This is a genomic window from Streptomyces sp. NPDC049687 (assembly GCF_044465285.1).
Lineage (GTDB): Bacteria > Actinomycetota > Actinomycetes > Streptomycetales > Streptomycetaceae > Streptomyces.
In genome coordinates this window covers 341,242-358,727 of sequence record NZ_JBITLN010000010.1, presented here as the reverse complement: position 1 = coordinate 358,727, position 17,486 = coordinate 341,242, and the positions used below count along the sequence as shown (strand labels likewise).

Genomic DNA, 17,486 nt, shown 5'->3' with positions numbered 1-17,486 from the left:
TCGTCTCCCCCGGTAACCTCACATCCATGGCCTCACGTCCCTCCGCAGCCAAGAAGCAGCCCGCCAAGAAGGCGGCTGCTCCCGCGAAGGCTCCGGCGAAGAAGGCCGCCGCGAAAAAGGCCCCGGCGAAGAAGGCGCCCGCCAGGAAAGCCGCGGCCAAGAAGGCGGCGCCGGCACCCAAGCCGGCGCCGAGCCCCACCGGGGGCGTCTACCGGCTTGTGCGCGCCCTCTGGCTGGGCCTGGCGCACGCCGTCGGCGCGGTGTTCCGGGGGATAGGGAACGGCGCCAAGAACCTCGACCCCGCCCACCGCAAGGACGGCGTCGCTCTGCTGCTGCTCGGCGTCGCGCTGATCGTCGCCGCGGGCACCTGGGCCGATCTCAAGGGCCCGGTCGGGGACCTGGTCGAGATCCTCGTCACCGGCTCCTTCGGCCGCCTGGACCTGCTGGTTCCGATCCTGCTCGCGGTCATCGCCGTGCGCTTCATCCGGCACCCCGAGAAGCCCGAGGCCAACGGCCGTATCGTGATCGGCCTTTCCGCGCTCGTCATCGGCGTCCTCGGCCAGGTCCACATCGCCTGCGGCGCGCCCGCCCGCGGCGACGGCATGCAGGCGATAAGGGACGCCGGCGGTCTCATCGGCTGGGGTGCGGCGACCCCGCTGACGTACGCCATGGGCGAGGTGCTCGCCGTACCGCTGCTGGTACTGCTCACGATCTTCGGGCTGCTGGTCGTCACGGCCACCCCGGTCAACGCGATCCCGCAGCGGCTGCGGCAGCTCGGGGTGCGCCTCGGGGTGCTGCACGACCCCGCGGCGGACGGGTACGACGAGTTCTCCGACGACGAAGCGCGCTACGACGAACAGTGGCGCGAGGCGCTGCCCGGGCGCCCCCGCCGGCGCTCGGGCGCCCCGCGGGTGAACGACGCCGACGACGCCGAGCAGGAGGCCCTCTCCCAGCGCCGCGGCCGGCCCCGGCGCTCGGCCGTGCCGCAACCCGCGATGGACCGGGAGATGGACGCCGTGGACATCGCCGCGGCCGCCGCAGCCGACCTCGACGGCGCGGTCCTGCACGGCATGCCGCCCTCGCCGATCGTCGCCGACCTCACCCAGGGCGTGCGCGTGGGCGACCGCGAGGCGACCACCCCGACGCCGGTCCCGGCCGCACGGCCCAAGCAGGAGAAGCTCAAGACCGGGGGCGCGGTCCCCGACCTGACCAAGACGCCGCCGCAGGAGATGCGCGACCTGCCGCCGCGCGCCGAGCAGCTCCAGCTCTCCGGCGACATCACCTACGCGCTGCCGTCGCTGGACCTCTTGGAGCGCGGCGGCCCCGGCAAGGCGCGCAGTGCCGCCAACGACGCGGTCGTCGCCTCGCTGACCAATGTCTTCACCGAGTTCAAGGTCGACGCCGCGGTCACCGGCTTCACCCGTGGTCCGACGGTCACCCGCTACGAGGTCGAGCTCGGCCCCGCCGTGAAGGTCGAGCGGATCACCGCACTGACCAAGAACATCGCGTACGCCGTCGCCAGCCCGGACGTGCGGATCATCAGCCCGATCCCCGGCAAGTCGGCGGTCGGCATCGAGATCCCCAACACCGACCGGGAGATGGTGAACCTCGGAGACGTGCTGCGGCTCGCGGACGCCGCCGAGGACGAGCACCCGATGCTGGTGGCGCTCGGCAAGGACGTCGAGGGCGGCTATGTGATGGCCAACCTGGCGAAGATGCCGCACATCCTCGTCGCCGGAGCGACCGGTTCCGGTAAATCGTCGTGCATCAACTGCCTGATCACGTCCGTCATGGTCCGCGCGACCCCCGAGGACGTTCGGATGGTCCTCGTCGACCCCAAGCGCGTCGAGCTGACCGCGTACGAGGGCATCCCGCACCTGATCACGCCGATCATCACCAACCCGAAGCGGGCCGCCGAGGCGCTGCAGTGGGTCGTACGGGAGATGGACCTCCGCTACGACGACCTGGCGGCGTACGGCTTCCGGCACATCGACGACTTCAACGAGGCCATACGGAACGGCAAGGTCAAGCTGCCCGAGGGCAGCGAGCGGGAGCTGCAGCCGTACCCGTATCTGCTGGTGATCGTGGACGAGCTCGCCGACCTGATGATGGTCGCGCCGCGTGATGTCGAGGACGCGATCGTGCGGATCACGCAGCTCGCGCGTGCGGCCGGCATCCACCTGGTGCTCGCCACGCAGCGGCCGTCGGTCGACGTCGTCACCGGTCTGATCAAGGCGAACGTGCCCTCGCGGCTCGCCTTCGCCACCTCCTCGCTCGCCGACTCGCGGGTCATCCTCGACCAGCCGGGCGCGGAGAAGCTGATCGGCAAGGGTGACGGACTGTTCCTTCCGATGGGCGCGAACAAGCCGACCCGTATGCAGGGCGCCTTCGTGACCGAGGCCGAGGTCGCCGCGGTCGTCCAGCACTGCAAGGACCAGATGGCGCCGGTCTTCCGGGACGACGTCGTCGTGGGGACGAAGCAGAAGAAGGAGATCGACGAGGACATCGGCGACGACCTCGACCTGCTGTGCCAGGCGGCCGAACTGGTCGTCTCCACCCAGTTCGGCTCGACGTCCATGCTCCAGCGCAAGCTGCGCGTCGGCTTCGCCAAGGCCGGCCGGCTGATGGACCTCATGGAGTCGCGGAACATCGTCGGTCCGAGCGAGGGTTCCAAAGCTCGTGACGTTCTTGTGAAACCCGATGAACTCGACGGCGTGCTCGCGGTGATCCGGGGGGAGTCTGAGGGGTAGGCGTCCGTCGTGGGGAGCCGGGTGTCCGTGACTCAGCCGTTAGAAACCGCAGGGCAACCGTTTCCCTTTGGCGTACGTCCAGTTGAGCGAGAGGACAGGTACGGCTTTCAACTGGGGGCTGTGTCTGGCCCGTCATCGGTGTGACCGGCCATTCCGATGGCGTACAAAGTCATACCGTCCGGTTGCCCCTCCCTTTGGCACCCCCCCTAGACTGAACCTCCAGCACAGGTGGCTACACGCTCGAAAGGCGCCCCCGTGTCCATCGGCAACTCCCCTGAAGACGAGCGTCCGTTCGATGACCCGTCCGAGGAAGCCCCCTTCTCCATCGGTCGTGCCCTGCGCCAGGCGCGTATCACGGCCGGGCTGACGGTCGACGACGTCAGTACCGCCACCCGGGTCCGTATCGTCATCATCCATGCCATCGAGTCGGACGACTTCGCCCCGTGCGGCGGGGACGTGTACGCGCGCGGGCACATCCGGACCCTGGCCCGAGCCGTCCACCTCGACCCCGCCCCGCTGATCGAACACTTCGACGCCACGCACGGCGGCAGGCCGGCGCCGACCCCGGCCGCCCCGCTGTTCGAGGCGGAACGTATCCGCCCCGAGCGACGGGGACCGAACTGGACCGCGGCGATGGTCGCCGCGATCGTGGCCGTGGTCGGATTCGTCGGGTTCACCGCCTTCAGGGGCGGCGACAACGACGGGTCCAAGGAGGCGGTCGCCGGCGGCACCTCGCCCTCGACCAGCGCCCCGGCCTCGCCCACACCGAAGTCCGACAAGTCCGTCGACGAGACGCCCGAGCCCTCCGACAGCGCCATCGCCGCCGCGCCCCAGGACAAGGTGACCGTACAGGTCAGCGCCACCGACGGTCGTAGCTGGATCTCCGCCAAGGACCACAACGGTCGGCTGCTGTTCGACGGGCTGCTCAAGAAGGGCGACTCCAAGACCTTCCAGGACGGCGAGAAGATCAACCTTGTCCTCGGCGACGCCGGGGTGATCGACCTGTTCGTCAACGGCAAGAAGATCGACGACAACTTCCAGCCGGGCGCGGTGGAGCGCCTGACGTACACGAAGGGCGACCCGCAGGCCGGGTAGGAGGTCGGGGTGCGCGGCGACGGGGTTGGTGATCTTCGCCAACCCCGTCGACGTTGAGTGTCGGTGGGACAAAGTAGTCTTGAGCCCATGCCTGAACGCCGTACCGTCGCACTCGTCACCCTTGGCTGCGCCCGTAACGAGGTGGACTCGGAGGAGCTCGCAGGCCGTTTGGAGGCGGACGGCTGGCAGCTCGTCGAGGACGCCGAGGACGCGGACGTCGCCGTCGTCAACACCTGTGGCTTTGTCGAGGCCGCCAAGAAGGACTCCGTCGACGCCCTCCTCGAGGCCAACGACCTCAAGGGACACGGCAGAACCCAGGCCGTCGTGGCGGTGGGCTGCATGGCCGAGCGGTACGGCAAGGAACTCGCCGAAGCGCTCCCCGAGGCCGACGGCGTGCTCGGCTTCGACGACTACGCGGACATCTCCGACCGCCTCCAGACCATTCTGAGCGGTGGCGTCCACGCCTCCCACACCCCGCGCGACCGGCGCAAGCTGCTGCCGATCAGCCCGGCGGAGCGGCAGTCGGCGACCGACGTGGCCCTGCCGGGGCACGGTGCTCCGGTGGATCTCCCGGAGGGCCTGGCCCCGCAGTCCGGCCCCCGTGCGCCCCTGCGCCGCCGACTCGACGGCGCCCCCGTCGCCTCGGTGAAGCTCGCCTCCGGCTGCGACCGGCGCTGCTCGTTCTGCGCCATCCCGTCCTTCCGCGGCTCCTTCATCTCGCGCCGGCCCAGCGATGTGCTGAACGAGACGCGGTGGCTGGCCGAGCAGGGCGTCAAGGAGATCATGCTGGTCTCCGAGAACAACACGTCCTACGGCAAGGACCTGGGCGACATCCGTCTGCTGGAGTCCCTGCTGCCCGAGCTCGCGGAGGTCGACGGCCTCGAGCGGGTGCGGGTCAGCTACCTCCAGCCGGCCGAGATGCGGCCCGGGCTCATCGACGTCCTGACGTCCACGCCCAAGGTCGCGCCCTACTTCGACCTGTCCTTCCAGCACTCCGCGCCCGGCGTGCTGCGCGCGATGCGCCGCTTCGGCGACACCGACCGGTTCCTGGAACTCCTCGACACCATCCGGAGCAAGGCGCCCCAGGCGGGTGTGCGCTCCAACTTCATCGTGGGCTTCCCCGGTGAGTCCGAGGCCGACCTGGCCGAGCTGGAGCGGTTCCTGAACGGCGCGCGGCTGGACGCCATCGGTGTCTTCGGCTATTCCGACGAGGAGGGCACCGAAGCCGCCACGTACGACGACAAGCTCGACGAGGACGTCGTCGCCGAGCGGCTCGCCCGGGTCTCCCGGCTCGCCGAGGAGCTCGTCTCGCAGCGGGCCGAGGAGCGGCTGGGCGAGACGGTGCGCGTGCTCGTGGAGTCCCTGGACGAGGACGGCGTGTACGGCCGTGGGGCGCACCAGGCGCCCGAGACCGACGGGCAGGTGCTGCTCACATCGGGCGAAGGTCTGAGCGTCGGTCGTATGGTCGAGGCGAAGGTGGTCGGGACCGAGGGTGTCGATCTGGTGGCCGAGCCTTTGCAGGGCTCGTTCGGGTGTAGTGAGGAGGCGGGCAGATGACGGGTGTTCCGGCATCGGCCGCCGGCGGCTCCTCGCAGGCGAAGGGGGCCCGTGCGGCCGCGGAGGCCTCCGCGGCCGACCCGGCTGCCCCTGTCGGCGATCCGGCTGCCGAGATCGATGCTCAGGGTGTCGGTGCGGGTTCGCAGGGTTCCGGTCCCGTGGGCGCCGACGTCGATTCTCAGGAGGCCTTCGGCAAGGCCCCGCGGGGCGGGAAGCTGGCCGCCGCGGCCGTCAACCAGGCGAGCGTCTGGAACATCGCCAATCTGCTGACGATGCTCCGGCTGATCCTGGTGCCCGGGTTCGTCGCGCTGATGCTGGCCGACGGTGGTTACGACCCGGCGTGGCGCTCGCTCGCGTGGGCCGCCTTCGCCATCGCCATGATCACCGATCTGTTCGACGGGCATCTGGCGCGGACGTACAACCTCGTCACCGACTTCGGGAAGATCGCCGACCCCATCGCCGACAAGGCGATCATGGGAGCGGCGCTGATCTGCCTCTCCGCGCTCGGCGACCTGCCGTGGTGGGTGACGATCGTGATCCTCGGCCGGGAACTCGGGATCACCCTCATGCGTTTCCTGGTCATCCGGTACGGCGTCATCCCCGCGAGCCGGGGCGGCAAGCTCAAGACGCTCACGCAGGGCATCGCCGTCGGGATGTACGTCCTGGCACTGACAGGGTGGCTGGCCACCCTGCGGTGGTGGGTGATGGCGGCGGCGGTCGTGCTGACCGTGGTGACCGGGCTCGACTATGTAAGACAGGCCATTGTGCTGCGCCGCGAGGGAATCGCCGAGCGCAGGGCCGCGTCGGAGGAGACGGAAGCGTGAATTCCACGGCCACCGACGTGGTGCGACTACTCACGGTGAGGGGTGAGACGCTCGCTGTGGCCGAGTCGCTGACCGGTGGCCTGGTTGCGGCGGACATCACATCGGTGCCCGGGGCCTCCAAGGCCTTCCGGGGTTCGGTGACCGCCTACGCCACCGAACTGAAGCAGGAACTGCTCGGTGTGGACGCGGGGCTGCTGGCGGCGCGCGGGGCGGTTGATCCGCAGGTCGCGGCCCAGATGGCGGCCGGAGTGCGCAAGGCGCTCGGTGCCGACTGGGGGCTTGCGACCACCGGTGTCGCCGGCCCCGATCCGCAGGACGGGCAGCCCGTCGGGACGGTCTTCGTGGCCGTCGACGGCCCGTTCGGGGCGGATTCCGGTTCTGCCCCTGGCGGAAAAGTGGAGGGCCTGCGGTTGAACGGCGACCGCGCGGAAATTCGTAGAGAGAGTGTACGGAGCGTGCTCGCACTGCTTTTGACAGAGCTTGTGGGCGAACACACCGGGAATGAGCGGGCACAGGATACGGAACAGAACGGGGGGTTTTGATGTTTGCAGCCCTGAGTGAACACGACATCGCTCCCCGCACGGCCGCAGCGCGAGGCGGTACGGTGGGGCGTGAAGGATGCGGCTACGCGGTCCGAGGAGGGAGCCACCGATGATTCTGCTCCGTCGCCTGCTGGGTGACGTGCTGCGTCGGCAGCGCCAGCGCCAGGGCCGTACTCTGCGCGAAGTCTCCTCGTCCGCCCGAGTCTCACTCGGCTATCTCTCCGAGGTGGAGCGGGGGCAGAAGGAGGCTTCCTCCGAGCTGCTCTCCGCCATCTGCGACGCGCTGGACGTACGGATGTCCGAGCTCATGCGGGAAGTGAGCGACGAGCTCGCCCTTGCCGAGCTGGCCCAGTCTGCTGCGGCCACCCCCAGCGAGCCTGTGCCCACGTCGGTGCGTCCGATGCTGGGTTCCGTGTCGGTGACCGGTGTGCCACCGGAGCGGGTGACCATCAAGGCGCCCGCCGAGGCGGTGGGCGTGGTCGCCGCGTGAGGTTCCGCCTGTGGGCGTGTCGGTAGATCCGGACACGCGCCCAGGCACTGTGTGAGGCCCCGGCCGGGCCTTCTCCGGGACACCCGGAGGAGTGCGGTCGGGGTTTTGCGCGTCCGTTTGCCGGTGGTGGATGCGGCGGTCATCGTGGAGGGGCATGGCGGTCGTCACACACCGGAGGTAGGGATGTACGTCGTGAAGAGCCCGCTGTCCGACTCCGACCTGAAGACCGTCGCCGAGGCGTTGCAGGGAGCGCTCGTCGACCTGATCGACCTCTCGCTCGTCGCCAAGCAGGTCCACTGGAACGTCGTGGGGCCCCGGTTCCGGTCCGTCCATCTTCAGCTCGACGAGGTCGTGGACGTCGCCCGTGCCCATTCCGACACCGTGGCGGAGCGCGCCTCGGCCCTGGGTGTCTCGCCGGACGGCCGTGCGGCCACGGTGGCAGGCAGCAGCGGGCTCGGTGCGGTGACGCAGGGCTGGGTCAAGGACTCGGACGCCGTAGGGGCGCTCGTGGCGGCCCTGGGCGCGGCGATCACCCGGATGAGGGAACGCGTCTCGGCGACGGAGGAGGCGGATCCCGTCAGCCAGGACATCTTCATCGGGATCACCGCCGATCTCGAGAAGCATCACTGGATGTTCCAGGCGGAGAACGTCTGAGGCGAAGGTGGTGCCGGGCTCCTGGAGGTGATGCCGTGACCGGCCGCATAGTGCGCCGGGGGGTGCTTCTCGGTCTCGGTGGCGTGTGGTGGTGGGCCGTGGCGAGGCTCGCGGTGGCGCCCGGTGCCGGGGCGTGGGAGGGCGCGGTCGCCGCGGGAGGGTGGGGGCTGAGCCTGCTGCCGGTGCACTGTGCGGCCAAGGCGCGGGCGGCGGGGGCGGTCGCGGCGGGCCGGTGGCGGGCGGCCTGGGGGGCGGCCGGGGTGACTCGGGTCGATGGCGGCTCTGGGGGCCCGTCTACCAAGGCATCGCCACGCCGCCGTTCGGGCGGAGGATCTGGCCCGTGGTGAAGGCCGAGGCGTCGGAGGCCAGGTGGAGCACCGTGTGGGCGATGTCCTCCGGTTCGCCGACGCGGCCCAGGGGTGACATACGGGCCATGCGCGCCTCGGTGCGCGCCTGTGCGCCGGCGTCGTGGCGGTCGGTCATGGGGGTGCGGATCCAGCCCGGGGCGACGGCGTTGACGCGGATGCCGTGCCGGCCGACCTCGGTCGCCAGGGTCTTCGTCAACTGGACCACGGCCGCCTTGGCGGCTCCGTAGCAGAGCAGGCCTGGGCCGCCGGTGTCCACGGCGCCCGAGGCCATGGTGACGATGCTGCCGCCGGTGTCGCGGGCGAGCATCAGCCGGGCGGCCTCCTGGCAGGCGTAGAGCACACCCTTGAAATTGACGTCCAGGACCCGGTCCAGATCCTCGTCGCGAGTCTCCAGGACGGGGCTGCTGTGCATGATCCCGGCGACGGCGGCCATCACGTCCAGACGTTCGCAGGACTCGACGGCCTGGCGGACCTGGGCGCGGTCGGTGACGTCCAGGTGGTGGGTGCGGGCGGTCCCGCCCTGGCCCTCGATCAGGGCTGCCGTCTCATGGAGCCCCTGCTCGTCACGGTCCGCGCCGTGCACCGTGGCGCCGGCCTGGGCGAGCAGTACGGCGCAGGCGCGGCCTATCCCGCTCGCGGCGCCGGTGACGAATGCGGTGCGTCCGGTGAGGTCGTACGCCTTCACGGCCATGAAGCGACGGTACGAGCGTTTCTGACGGGTCGTCAATTAGTCGTGCGGTGGTAGCGCTCACGCCATCGCTGCGGGGAACCCGGTGCCGGGGCGGGCCCCGTCTGGCAGGTGGGGCACCAGTACGTGGGGCGTGGCTGCGATCCGTCGCCCTGGTCGGCGACCCGGATCCGGGTGTGGCAGCGCAGGCAGGGGCGGGGGGCGCGGCCGTAGACGAACAGGTCCTGGTGGCGCAGGCCGGTGGTCTGGCGGACCACGCGGTCGCGGTTCACCTCGAGCAGCTTCCGGGCGAGGCCCGGCAGCTTCGCGGCCCGGTCGGCGGGGAGCGCTCCGACGGGGAGCCAGGGGGTGACGCCCAGCAGGAAGCAGAGCTCGCTCTTGTAGACGTTGCCGATGCCGGCGAGATTCCGCTGGTCGAGGAGGGCCTCGCCGAGGGGGCGACCGGGGTCCGCGAGGAGGTTCGCCAGGGCCAGGTCGGGGTCCCAGTCCGGGCCGAGGAGGTCGGGGCCGAGGTGGCCGACAACCCGCTCCTCGTCGGGGGTGCGCAGCAGTTCCATGACCTGGAGGCGGTAGCCGACCGCGGTGCGGTCGGCCGTACCGAGCACCGCCCGGATCTGGTGCGCAGGGCCGCCCTTCCAGCGCTCGCCGTGGCCGTAGACCTTCCAGGAGCCCTCCATGCGCAGGTGTGTGTGCAGGGTCAGGCCGCCTTCCACCCGGGTGAGCAGGTGCTTGCCGCGCGGGACGGTGTTCATGACGCGCCGACCGGTCAGGTCCACCGTGGCGTACTTGGGCACCCTGAAGTCGCTGACGGTCAGCACCTTGCCCGCGAGAGCGCCGTGCAGTCGCTTCGCCGTCTGCCAGACCGTGTCACCTTCGGGCATGGGTCAAGGGTGGCACGGCGGGTGCTCCCGGGGCGGGGGCGGGACGGTCATGCGCGCAGTCGCAGGCCCCGGGGCGTCGCGATGAAGCCCGCTCCTTCCAGGAGGACGCCTATGGGGGACGTCAGGGCCGAGGCGCCGTTGATCCGTTCCACCGTGACCGTACCGAGGGAGCCCGCGCGGGCGGCCAGGGCGAGGGACTCCGCCGCGCCCCGCAGACGGGGATCGTCGGCGGGCGTGCCCTCGCCGGCCGGGAGGGAGGGCCAGGCCAGCAGGGTCTTGCCGCCGCGCTCCATGTAGAGCGTCAGCTCGCCGTCGACGAGCACCACCAGGGAGCCGGCCTTGCGGCCCGGCTTGTGCCCGGCGCCCGTTGGCGGCTCGGGCCAGGGCAGAGCGGCGCCGTAGGCGTTCGCAGGGTCGGCGGCGGCGAGGACGACGGCGCGGGAGGCGGGGGAGGAGTCGCGGGGTCGGCGGTGGGGGACGGTCGCCTGGTAGGAGGAAGCCGCGCCGTAGGGGAAGCCGTTGCCGCCGCCACCGCGGGGGCCGCCCGCGCCCGGGGCGGCGAACGGATCGCCGGGGGCGGAGATGTCCCACTGGAGGTCGTCGGCCGGGTAGCCGTCGGTGAAGGAGGGGGGTTCCGGCTCGACGGCCGGGCCCGGGAGGGGTTCGCCGCGGTCGCGGGCGTTGGCCACCGCGCGCAGTCGGTCCACGGCGCCGTCCATCGCGAACTGTGCGGCGCCGAGGCCCTCGACGACATACCCGCGGCGGGCCTGGCCGCTCTCCTCGAAGACGGACAGGATGCGGTACGTCGCCGAGAAACCGCCCTCCACGCCCTCGGCGGCGACCGCGCCCCGGGTCACCACGCCGTGCCGGTCCAGGAGCGTACGGGCGAGGGCGTGGGCGCGGACCGTGGCGTCGGGCTCATGGGCGGGGAGCAGGGACCAGCGGCCGCCGACGGTCGGGGGGCCGCTGCGGGAGGCGGGGCGGGCGGCGGCCGTCAGGGAGCCGTAGCGGCCGCGCGGGATTGTGCGTTTGGCGCGGTGGGCCGTGGAGCCGGCCGTGCGGCCCGAGCCCAGCAGGGAGCGCATCGGTGCGAGCGTGTCGTTGGTGAGCCGGCCCGACCAGGCCAGGTCCCAGACGGCGTCGGCCAGCTGGGGGTCAGTGGCGTCGGGGTGCGTGGTGGCGCGGACCTGGTCGGCGATCTGGCGGAAGAACAGACCGTAGCCCCCGGACAGCACGTCCAGGACCGACTGGTGCAGTGCCGTCAGCTCCAGCGGGTGGGGCGGGGGCAGGAGCAGCGGGGCCGCGTCCGCCATGTACAGGGACACCCAGCCGTCCTTGCCGGGGAGTGCGCCCGCGCCCGCCCAGACGACCTCTCCGGCGGCCGTGAGCTCGTCGAGCAGGGCGGGGGTGTAGCCCGTGACGCGGGAGGGCAGGACGAGCTTCTCCAGGGCCGAGGCGGGGACGGAGGCGCCCTGGAGCTGCTCGATCGCGCGCACCAGGCCGTCGATGCCGCGCAGGGAGTGGCCCTTGCCGATGTGCTGCCACTGGGGCAGGAACTGGGCCAGGGCGGGCGGCGGGACCGGTTCGAGTTCCTGCCGCAGGGCGGCCAGGGAGCGGCGGCGCAGCCTGCGCAGGACGGCCGCGTCGCACCACTCCTGGCCGATGCCGGCCGGGTGGAACTCGCCCTGGACGACGCGTCCGCTCGCCGCGAGCCGTTGCAGGGCGCCCTCGGTGACCGCGACGCCGAGGCCGAAGCGGGCGGCCGCGGTGGCCGACGTGAACGGGCCGTGCGTACGGGCGTAGCGGGCGAGGAGGTCGCCCAGGGGGTCCTTGACCGGCTCGGTGAAGGCCTCCGGGACGCCGACCGGGAGCGCCGTGCCGAGCGCGTCGCGCAGGCGGCCGGCGTCCTCGATCGCCGCCCAGTGGTCGGCGCCGGCGACGCGGACCCTGATCGCCCGCCGGGCGGAGGCCAGCTCCTGCGCCCAGTGCGGTTCGGCGCCGCGCCCGGCCAGTTCGGCGTCGGTGAGCGGGCCGAGGAGGCGGAGCAGGTCGGCGACGCCCTCGGCGTCCTTGACGCGGCGGTCCTCGGTGAGCCATTGGAGTTCCTGTTCGAGCTCGGTGAGGACCTCGGCGTCGAGCAGCTCGCGCAGCTCCGCCTGGCCGAGCAGCTCGGCCAGCAGCCGCGAGTCCAGGGAGAGGGCGGCGGCGCGGCGCTCGGCGAGGGGTGAGTCTCCCTCGTAGAGGAACTGGGCGACGTACCCGAAGAGGAGCGAGCGGGCGAACGGGGACGGCTCCGGGGTGGTGACCTCGACCAGGCGGACCCTGCGGGACTCCAGGTCGCCCATCAGCTCGACCAGGCCGGGGACGTCGAAGACGTCCTGGAGGCACTCGCGGACCGCCTCCAGGACGATCGGGAACGAGCCGAACTCGCTCGCCACCTGGAGCAGCTGCGCGGCACGCTGGCGCTGCTGCCACAGCGGGGTGCGCTTGCCGGGGTTGCGGCGCGGCAGCAGCAGGGCGCGGGCGGCGCACTCGCGGAAGCGGGCCGCGAAGAGGGCGGAACCGCCGACCTGGTCGGTGACGATCTGGTCGACCTCGCCCTTGTCGAAGACGACGTCCGCCGCGCCGACGGGCGCCTGTTCGGCGTCGTACTCCGTACCGGCCTTCATGGGCTCCTGGTTGAGGAGGTCGAGGCCCATGAGGTCGGCGTCCGGCAGGCGCAGGACGAGGCCGTCGTCGGCGTGCATGACCTGGGCGTCCATGCCGTACCGCTCGGACAGCTTCGCGCCGAGCGCCAGCGCCCACGGGGCGTGCACCTGGGCGCCGAAGGGGGAGTGGACGACGACACGCCAGTCGCCCAGCTCGTCGCGGAAGCGTTCCACGACGATCGTGCGGTCGTCGGGGACGTGGCCGCAGGCCTGGCGCTGTTCGTCCAGGTAGGAGATCACGTTGTCCGCGGCCCAGGCGTCCAGGCCCGCGGTGAGCAGGCGGAGGCGGGCGTCCTCCTTCGGCAGGGAGCCCACCTCGCGAAGGAACGCGCCCACCGCGCGGCCCAGCTCCAGGGGGCGGCCCAGCTGGTCGCCCTTCCAGAACGGGAGGCGGCCCGGGACGCCGGGGGCGGGCGAGACCAGGACGCGGTCGCGGGTGATGTCCTCGATGCGCCACGAACTGGTGCCCAGGGTGAAGACGTCACCCACGCGGGACTCGTAGACCATCTCCTCGTCGAGCTCGCCGACCCGGCCGCCGCCCTTCTTCGGGTCGGCGCCCGCGAGGAAGACGCCGAACAGGCCGCGGTCGGGGATCGTGCCGCCGGAGGTCACCGCGAGACGCTGGGCGCCGGGCCGGCCGGTGACCGTACCGGCGACGCGGTCCCACACCACACGCGGGCGCAGCTCGGCGAACGCGTCGGACGGGTAGCGGCCCGCGAGCATGTCCAGGGTGGCGGTGAAGGCGGACTCGGGGAGGGCGGCGAAGGGGGCGGCCCGGCGGACCGTGGCCAGGAGGTCGTCCACCTGCCAGGTGTCCAGCGCGGTCATGGCCACGAGTTGCTGCGCCAGGACGTCCAGGGGGTTGGCAGGAACCTTCAGGGACTCGATGGAGCCTGTGCGCATGCGCTCGGTGACCACCGCTGCCTGGACGAGGTCGCCGCGGTACTTGGGGAAGACCACGCCCGTGGAGACCGCCCCCACCTGGTGTCCCGCGCGGCCGACGCGCTGGAGGCCGGAGGCCACGGAGGGCGGGGACTCGACCTGCACCACCAGGTCCACCGCGCCCATGTCGATGCCCAGCTCCAGGCTCGAGGTGGCGACCACCGCGGGGAGGCGGCCCGCCTTGAGGTCCTCCTCGACCAGGGCGCGCTGCTCCTTGGAGACCGAGCCGTGGTGGGCGCGTGCGATCACGGGCGGGGCGCCCTGGGCCGCCCCCGAGCCGCCCATGAGTTCGGCGGGGGCGTGGTGCTCCTCCAGGGGCTCGCCGGTGGCGCGCTCGTACGCGATCTCGTTGAGGCGGTTGCACAGGCGCTCGGCCAGGCGGCGGGAGTTCGCGAAGACGATCGTGGAGCGGTGGGCCTGGACCAGGTCCGTGATGCGCTCTTCGACATGGGGCCAGATCGACGGGCGCTCCGCTCCTTCGGAGCCGTCGGCCACCGGGGAGCCGCCCAGTTCGCCCAGGTCCTCCACGGGGACCACGACGGAGAGGTCGAACTCCTTGCCCGACGTGGGCTGGACGATCTCCACCTTGCGGCGGGGGGAGAGATAGCGGGCGACCTCGTCGACCGGGCGGACGGTCGCGGAGAGGCCGATGCGGCGGGCCGGCCTGGGAAGGAGTTCGTCCAGTCGCTCCAGGGAGAGGGCCAGGTGCGCGCCGCGCTTGGTGCCGGCGACGGCGTGCACCTCGTCCAGGATGACTGTGTCGATGCCGGTCAGCGCGTCCCGGGTGGCCGACGTCAGCATCAAGAACAAGGACTCCGGTGTGGTGATCAGGATGTCCGGCGGGCGGGTGGAGAGGGCGCGGCGCTCGGCGGCGGGGGTGTCGCCGGAGCGGATGCCGACCTTGACCTCCGGTTCGGGGAGGCCCAGGCGGACGGATTCCTGGCGGATGCCCGTGAGGGGGCTGCGGAGGTTGCGCTCCACGTCCACCGCGAGCGCCTTGAGGGGGGAGACGTAGAGGACCCGGCAGCGCTTCCTCGGGTCGGCCGGTGGGGGAGTGGAGGCGAGCTGGTCCAGGGCGGCGAGGAAGGCGGCCAGGGTTTTGCCGGAGCCGGTCGGTGCCACCACCAGCACGTCCGAGCCCTCGGCGATGGCCTGCCACGCGCCTGCCTGGGCCGCGGTGGGCGCGGAGAACGCGCCCGTGAACCAGCCGCGGGTCGCGGGGGAGAAGCCGTCCAGGGCTCGGTGTGCGGAGCTCGCCATGCGTCCATCCTGCACCCGAGGACTGACAATGGCTCTGACCTGCGGTGATGTAGCGATGCACGCGATGAGCGGGCCGCTGCTTCGTCGGGGGCGGCTCGCCCCCGTGGTGGGGCGGCCGCCCGGTACGTCAGTCGCGCGACTTGCTGCGGCCGCCCCTGCGCCTTTGGGCGGTGACTCTTCCCCTCAGCCGATCGTGCGGCCGTAGGCTCTCAGGGTGCGCAGGGCCTTGATCGTCACCCAGGGGCGTGCCTCCAGGGCGGGCGCCGGGGCCCAGTGGCGCCAGCGGATCGGCCAGCCGCCGTCCTCCTGCTGCTCGCCCGCGAGGAAGTCCAGGGAACGTGCCATCTCGTCGTCCGTGAACCACGCGCGCGCGAGGGAGTGCGGAGTACGCGCGAAGTCGTACGGGAAGTGGTGCTCGCCGGGGGCGTAGCCGGGCGCGACCGGGTACGCGTCGAGGTGGTCCGGGTCCAGCGCGGCGAGGCGCTGGGCACGCACCAGACGGCCCAGGCGGTCGGCGGCCGCCTCCGCTCGCGGGCGGTCGGGGGCGAAGTCCAGGAAGGCGACGGCGGCCTCGATCTCGTAGGGGTGGGACCGCTCCAGCGAGTCCACCGCCTGCCAGCAGAAGTCCGTGGCCCGGAAGAGCCAGGCGTGCCAGACGTCGTTGCGGTGCAGCAGTCCCACCACCGGGCCCGTGGCCAGCAGGTCGCTGGGCGGGTCGTCCACGATCGGGACGAAGGGAGCGGCGGGGTATCCGCGCTGGCCGGGATCGATCGCGGGGAGGGCGCCGTCGGCGGTGGAGACGGAGGTGAGGTAGCGGCACACCCGCTCCACCCGCTGTCCGCCGAGGCGGCCGATGAGGTCCAGGACGCGCAGCGCGTGCGCGGTGTGCAGCGGCTGGCTCACGGGGCCGCGCAGATCGGGTTCCAGGGCGTGGCCGTATCCGCCGTCCGCGTTGCGGTAGGCCTCGAGCGCGGTCTCGACGGGGTCGGCCTCGCCGTGCAGGAAGTCGTATGCGAAGAGGCGCTGTTCCAGCACGCGCGCGGTGAGCCAGACGAAGTGCTCGGCGCGGAAGAGCGGGGAGCGCGCCAAGGGCGTCGGGGGGAGTGGGGATGCTCCGGTTTCGGCCATGGGTCAGACCGTAGGGCGGAAAGCGGTCTCGGCATGCGGTCACGGCGGGGGCCACCCCCGGGCGCGGGATACTGGTGGCATGCGGTTGACGGTCTTCTGGCAGCGGATGGACGAGCACTTCGGCGCGGGGTACGCCGACACCTTCGCGCGCGATCACGTGATGACGGAACTCGGCGGGCGCACCGTGCACCAGGCGCTGGCCGACGGCTGGGAGGCCAAGGACGTGTGGCGGGTGGTCTGCGCGGTGATGAACGTCCCGCAGGAGATGCGCTGATCCGAAGGGAAGATCACCCGGGGGTCCCGGATGTCGGTGGCGTAGGCGAGACTTGAGCCGTGGCACCCACTGACGAGACCGGGCAGGCCCCCCGGCAGGCATCCCCGCCCGGCACTACGCCGCCGAACCGGCCCCCGGCCGACGGCGGCGCCGCCGAGGGCGGGCGCATGCCGCGCTGGCTCCCGCGCGCGATGGTGCTCGCGCTCGCCCTCGTCGCGGTGTTCCAGCTGGGCACCTGGGCCTTCCACCAGCTCCTCGGACTGCTGATCAACATCCTCATCGCGTTCTTCCTGGCCCTCGCCGTGGAACCCGCCGTGAGCCGGATGGCCACGCACGGGGTGCGCAGGGGGCTCGCCACCTTCCTGGTCTTCTTCGGTCTGCTGATCGTGGCCGCCGGCTTCTTCACGCTGCTCGGATCGATGCTCGCGGGGCAGATCATCAAGATGATCGAGGGCTTCCCGGACTACCTCGACTCCGTGATCAACTGGGTCAACACGACGTTCCACACCGAGCTCCGCCGCGTGGACATCCAGGAGGGACTGCTCCACTCGGACTGGCTGAAGAAGTACGCGCAGAACAGCGCCGCCGGCGTCCTGGACGTCTCCACGCAGGTCCTGGGCGGCCTCTTCCAGTTGCTGACGATCGCGCTGTTCTCGTTCTACTTCGCCGCCGACGGACCGCGTCTGCGCCGCGCCCTGTGTTCCGTGCTGCCGCCGGCCAAGCAGACCGAGGTGCTGCGTGCCTGGGAGATCGCCGTCGACAAGACCGGCGGGTACCTGTACTCGCGCGGGCTGATGGCACTGATCTCGGGAGCCGCGCACTACGTACTGCTGCAGGCGCTCGGCATTCCGTACGCGCCCGTGCTCGCCGTGTGGGTGGGCGTGGTCTCGCAGTTCATCCCCACCATCGGCACCTATCTCGCGGGCGCCCTGCCCATGCTGATCGCCTTCACCGTCTCCCCGTTGTACGCGGTGTGGGTGCTGGTCTTCGTCGTGGTCTACCAGCAGTTCGAGAACTACATGCTCCAGCCGAAGCTGACCTCGAAGACCGTCGACATCCATCCCGCGGTCGCCTTCGGTTCGGTCATCGCCGGCACCGCCCTCCTCGGAGCCGTCGGCGCCCTGGTCTCCATCCCGGCCGTCGCCACCCTCCAGGCGTTCCTGGGCGCGTACGTGAAGCGCTACGACGTCACCGACGACCCTCGTGTCCACGGCCACCGCGGCCGCGGGGAGGGCCCGAGCCCGTTCACGCGCGCGCGGCGCCTGTGGTCGAGGGCGCGGCAGCAGCGGGCGAGCCGGTCGGGGGACCGGCCGGACTGAGGGGCG

The 17,486-nt window shown here is 72.0% G+C and carries 13 protein-coding genes; 9 read left to right on the top strand and 4 right to left on the bottom strand.

What is annotated here, in order from left to right:
* Positions 1-26: 26 nt before the first annotated feature.
* From ACIBVL_RS30020 to ACIBVL_RS29990, 7 genes are all read left to right on the top strand, one after another.
* Positions 27-2,750, top strand: a complete 2,724-nt coding sequence (locus tag ACIBVL_RS30020; protein WP_399101817.1) for a DNA translocase FtsK — start codon at positions 27-29, stop codon at positions 2,748-2,750.
* A gap of 255 nt (positions 2,751-3,005) precedes the next feature.
* Positions 3,006-3,845 carry a helix-turn-helix domain-containing protein gene (locus ACIBVL_RS30015; RefSeq protein ID WP_399101815.1) on the top strand — a complete coding sequence of 280 codons (840 nt, stop codon included), beginning with the start codon at positions 3,006-3,008 and terminating at the stop codon, positions 3,843-3,845.
* A gap of 87 nt (positions 3,846-3,932) precedes the next feature.
* Positions 3,933-5,402: a 30S ribosomal protein S12 methylthiotransferase RimO gene (gene rimO / locus ACIBVL_RS30010; protein ID WP_399101813.1), complete on the top strand. Its 1,470-nt coding sequence runs from the start codon at positions 3,933-3,935 to the stop codon at positions 5,400-5,402.
* On the top strand, positions 5,399-6,226 hold the full coding sequence (pgsA, locus tag ACIBVL_RS30005) for a CDP-diacylglycerol--glycerol-3-phosphate 3-phosphatidyltransferase (protein WP_399101811.1): 828 nt from the start codon (positions 5,399-5,401) through the stop codon (positions 6,224-6,226). Before rimO ends, pgsA begins: the two co-directional genes overlap by 4 nt.
* Positions 6,223-6,768 (top strand): CinA family protein, encoded by a 546-nt coding sequence (locus ACIBVL_RS30000; protein ID WP_399101809.1) that lies wholly within the window; start codon positions 6,223-6,225, stop codon positions 6,766-6,768. The genes pgsA and ACIBVL_RS30000 overlap by 4 nt, the downstream gene beginning before the upstream one ends.
* A 109-nt stretch (positions 6,769-6,877) precedes the next feature.
* Positions 6,878-7,258, top strand: coding sequence for a helix-turn-helix domain-containing protein (locus ACIBVL_RS29995; RefSeq protein WP_399101807.1), 381 nt, complete (start codon positions 6,878-6,880; stop codon positions 7,256-7,258).
* Between the two features lie 183 nt (positions 7,259-7,441).
* On the top strand, positions 7,442-7,912 hold the full coding sequence (locus ACIBVL_RS29990; protein ID WP_399101805.1) for a Dps family protein: 471 nt from the start codon (positions 7,442-7,444) through the stop codon (positions 7,910-7,912).
* A 294-nt stretch (positions 7,913-8,206) separates the two neighbouring features.
* Here ACIBVL_RS29990 and ACIBVL_RS29985 read toward each other — a convergent pair whose 3' ends face one another.
* The 4 genes from ACIBVL_RS29985 to ACIBVL_RS29970 form a co-directional block, all read right to left on the bottom strand.
* Positions 8,207-8,971 carry an SDR family NAD(P)-dependent oxidoreductase gene (locus ACIBVL_RS29985; RefSeq protein ID WP_399101802.1) on the bottom strand — a complete coding sequence of 255 codons (765 nt, stop codon included), beginning with the start codon at positions 8,969-8,971 and terminating at the stop codon, positions 8,207-8,209.
* A gap of 32 nt (positions 8,972-9,003) precedes the next feature.
* Entirely contained in the window at positions 9,004-9,849 is an 846-nt protein-coding gene (locus tag ACIBVL_RS29980; protein ID WP_399101800.1) for an Fpg/Nei family DNA glycosylase, read from the bottom strand.
* Positions 9,850-9,896: 47 nt separating this feature from the next.
* Positions 9,897-14,759, bottom strand: a complete 4,863-nt coding sequence (locus ACIBVL_RS29975; RefSeq protein ID WP_399101797.1) for an ATP-dependent helicase — start codon at positions 14,757-14,759, stop codon at positions 9,897-9,899.
* 183 nt (positions 14,760-14,942) lie between these two features.
* Positions 14,943-15,887 carry a hypothetical protein gene (locus ACIBVL_RS29970; protein ID WP_399101795.1) on the bottom strand — a complete coding sequence of 315 codons (945 nt, stop codon included), beginning with the start codon at positions 15,885-15,887 and terminating at the stop codon, positions 14,943-14,945.
* A 79-nt stretch (positions 15,888-15,966) separates the two neighbouring features.
* On the opposite strand from ACIBVL_RS29970, the gene ACIBVL_RS29965 reads away from it, so the two are divergent.
* Together ACIBVL_RS29965 and ACIBVL_RS29960 are read left to right on the top strand one after the other, a co-directional pair.
* Positions 15,967-16,161 (top strand): DUF3046 domain-containing protein, encoded by a 195-nt coding sequence (locus ACIBVL_RS29965; protein WP_399101793.1) that lies wholly within the window; start codon positions 15,967-15,969, stop codon positions 16,159-16,161.
* A 59-nt stretch (positions 16,162-16,220) separates the two neighbouring features.
* A complete protein-coding gene (locus ACIBVL_RS29960) occupies positions 16,221-17,480 on the top strand; it encodes an AI-2E family transporter (RefSeq protein ID WP_399101791.1) in 1,260 nt (419 codons plus the stop codon).
* Positions 17,481-17,486: the final 6 nt, after the last annotated feature.

Bases quoted from the DNA above. Each gene is read 5' to 3' on its own strand.
- ACIBVL_RS30020 (WP_399101817.1), top strand. From the start codon at position 27: ATGGCCTCACGTCCCTCCGCAGCCAAGAAGCAGCCCGCCAAGAAGGCG.
- rimO (WP_399101813.1), top strand. From the start codon at position 3,933: ATGCCTGAACGCCGTACCGTCGCACTCGTCACCCTTGGCTGCGCCCGT.
- pgsA (WP_399101811.1), top strand. From the start codon at position 5,399: ATGACGGGTGTTCCGGCATCGGCCGCCGGCGGCTCCTCGCAGGCGAAG.
- ACIBVL_RS29995 (WP_399101807.1), top strand. From the start codon at position 6,878: ATGATTCTGCTCCGTCGCCTGCTGGGTGACGTGCTGCGTCGGCAGCGC.
- ACIBVL_RS29990 (WP_399101805.1), top strand. From the start codon at position 7,442: ATGTACGTCGTGAAGAGCCCGCTGTCCGACTCCGACCTGAAGACCGTC.
- ACIBVL_RS29985 (WP_399101802.1), bottom strand. From the start codon at position 8,971: ATGGCCGTGAAGGCGTACGACCTCACCGGACGCACCGCATTCGTCACC.
- ACIBVL_RS29980 (WP_399101800.1), bottom strand. From the start codon at position 9,849: ATGCCCGAAGGTGACACGGTCTGGCAGACGGCGAAGCGACTGCACGGC.
- ACIBVL_RS29975 (WP_399101797.1), bottom strand. From the start codon at position 14,759: ATGGCGAGCTCCGCACACCGAGCCCTGGACGGCTTCTCCCCCGCGACC.
- ACIBVL_RS29970 (WP_399101795.1), bottom strand. From the start codon at position 15,887: ATGGCCGAAACCGGAGCATCCCCACTCCCCCCGACGCCCTTGGCGCGC.
- ACIBVL_RS29965 (WP_399101793.1), top strand. From the start codon at position 15,967: ATGCGGTTGACGGTCTTCTGGCAGCGGATGGACGAGCACTTCGGCGCG.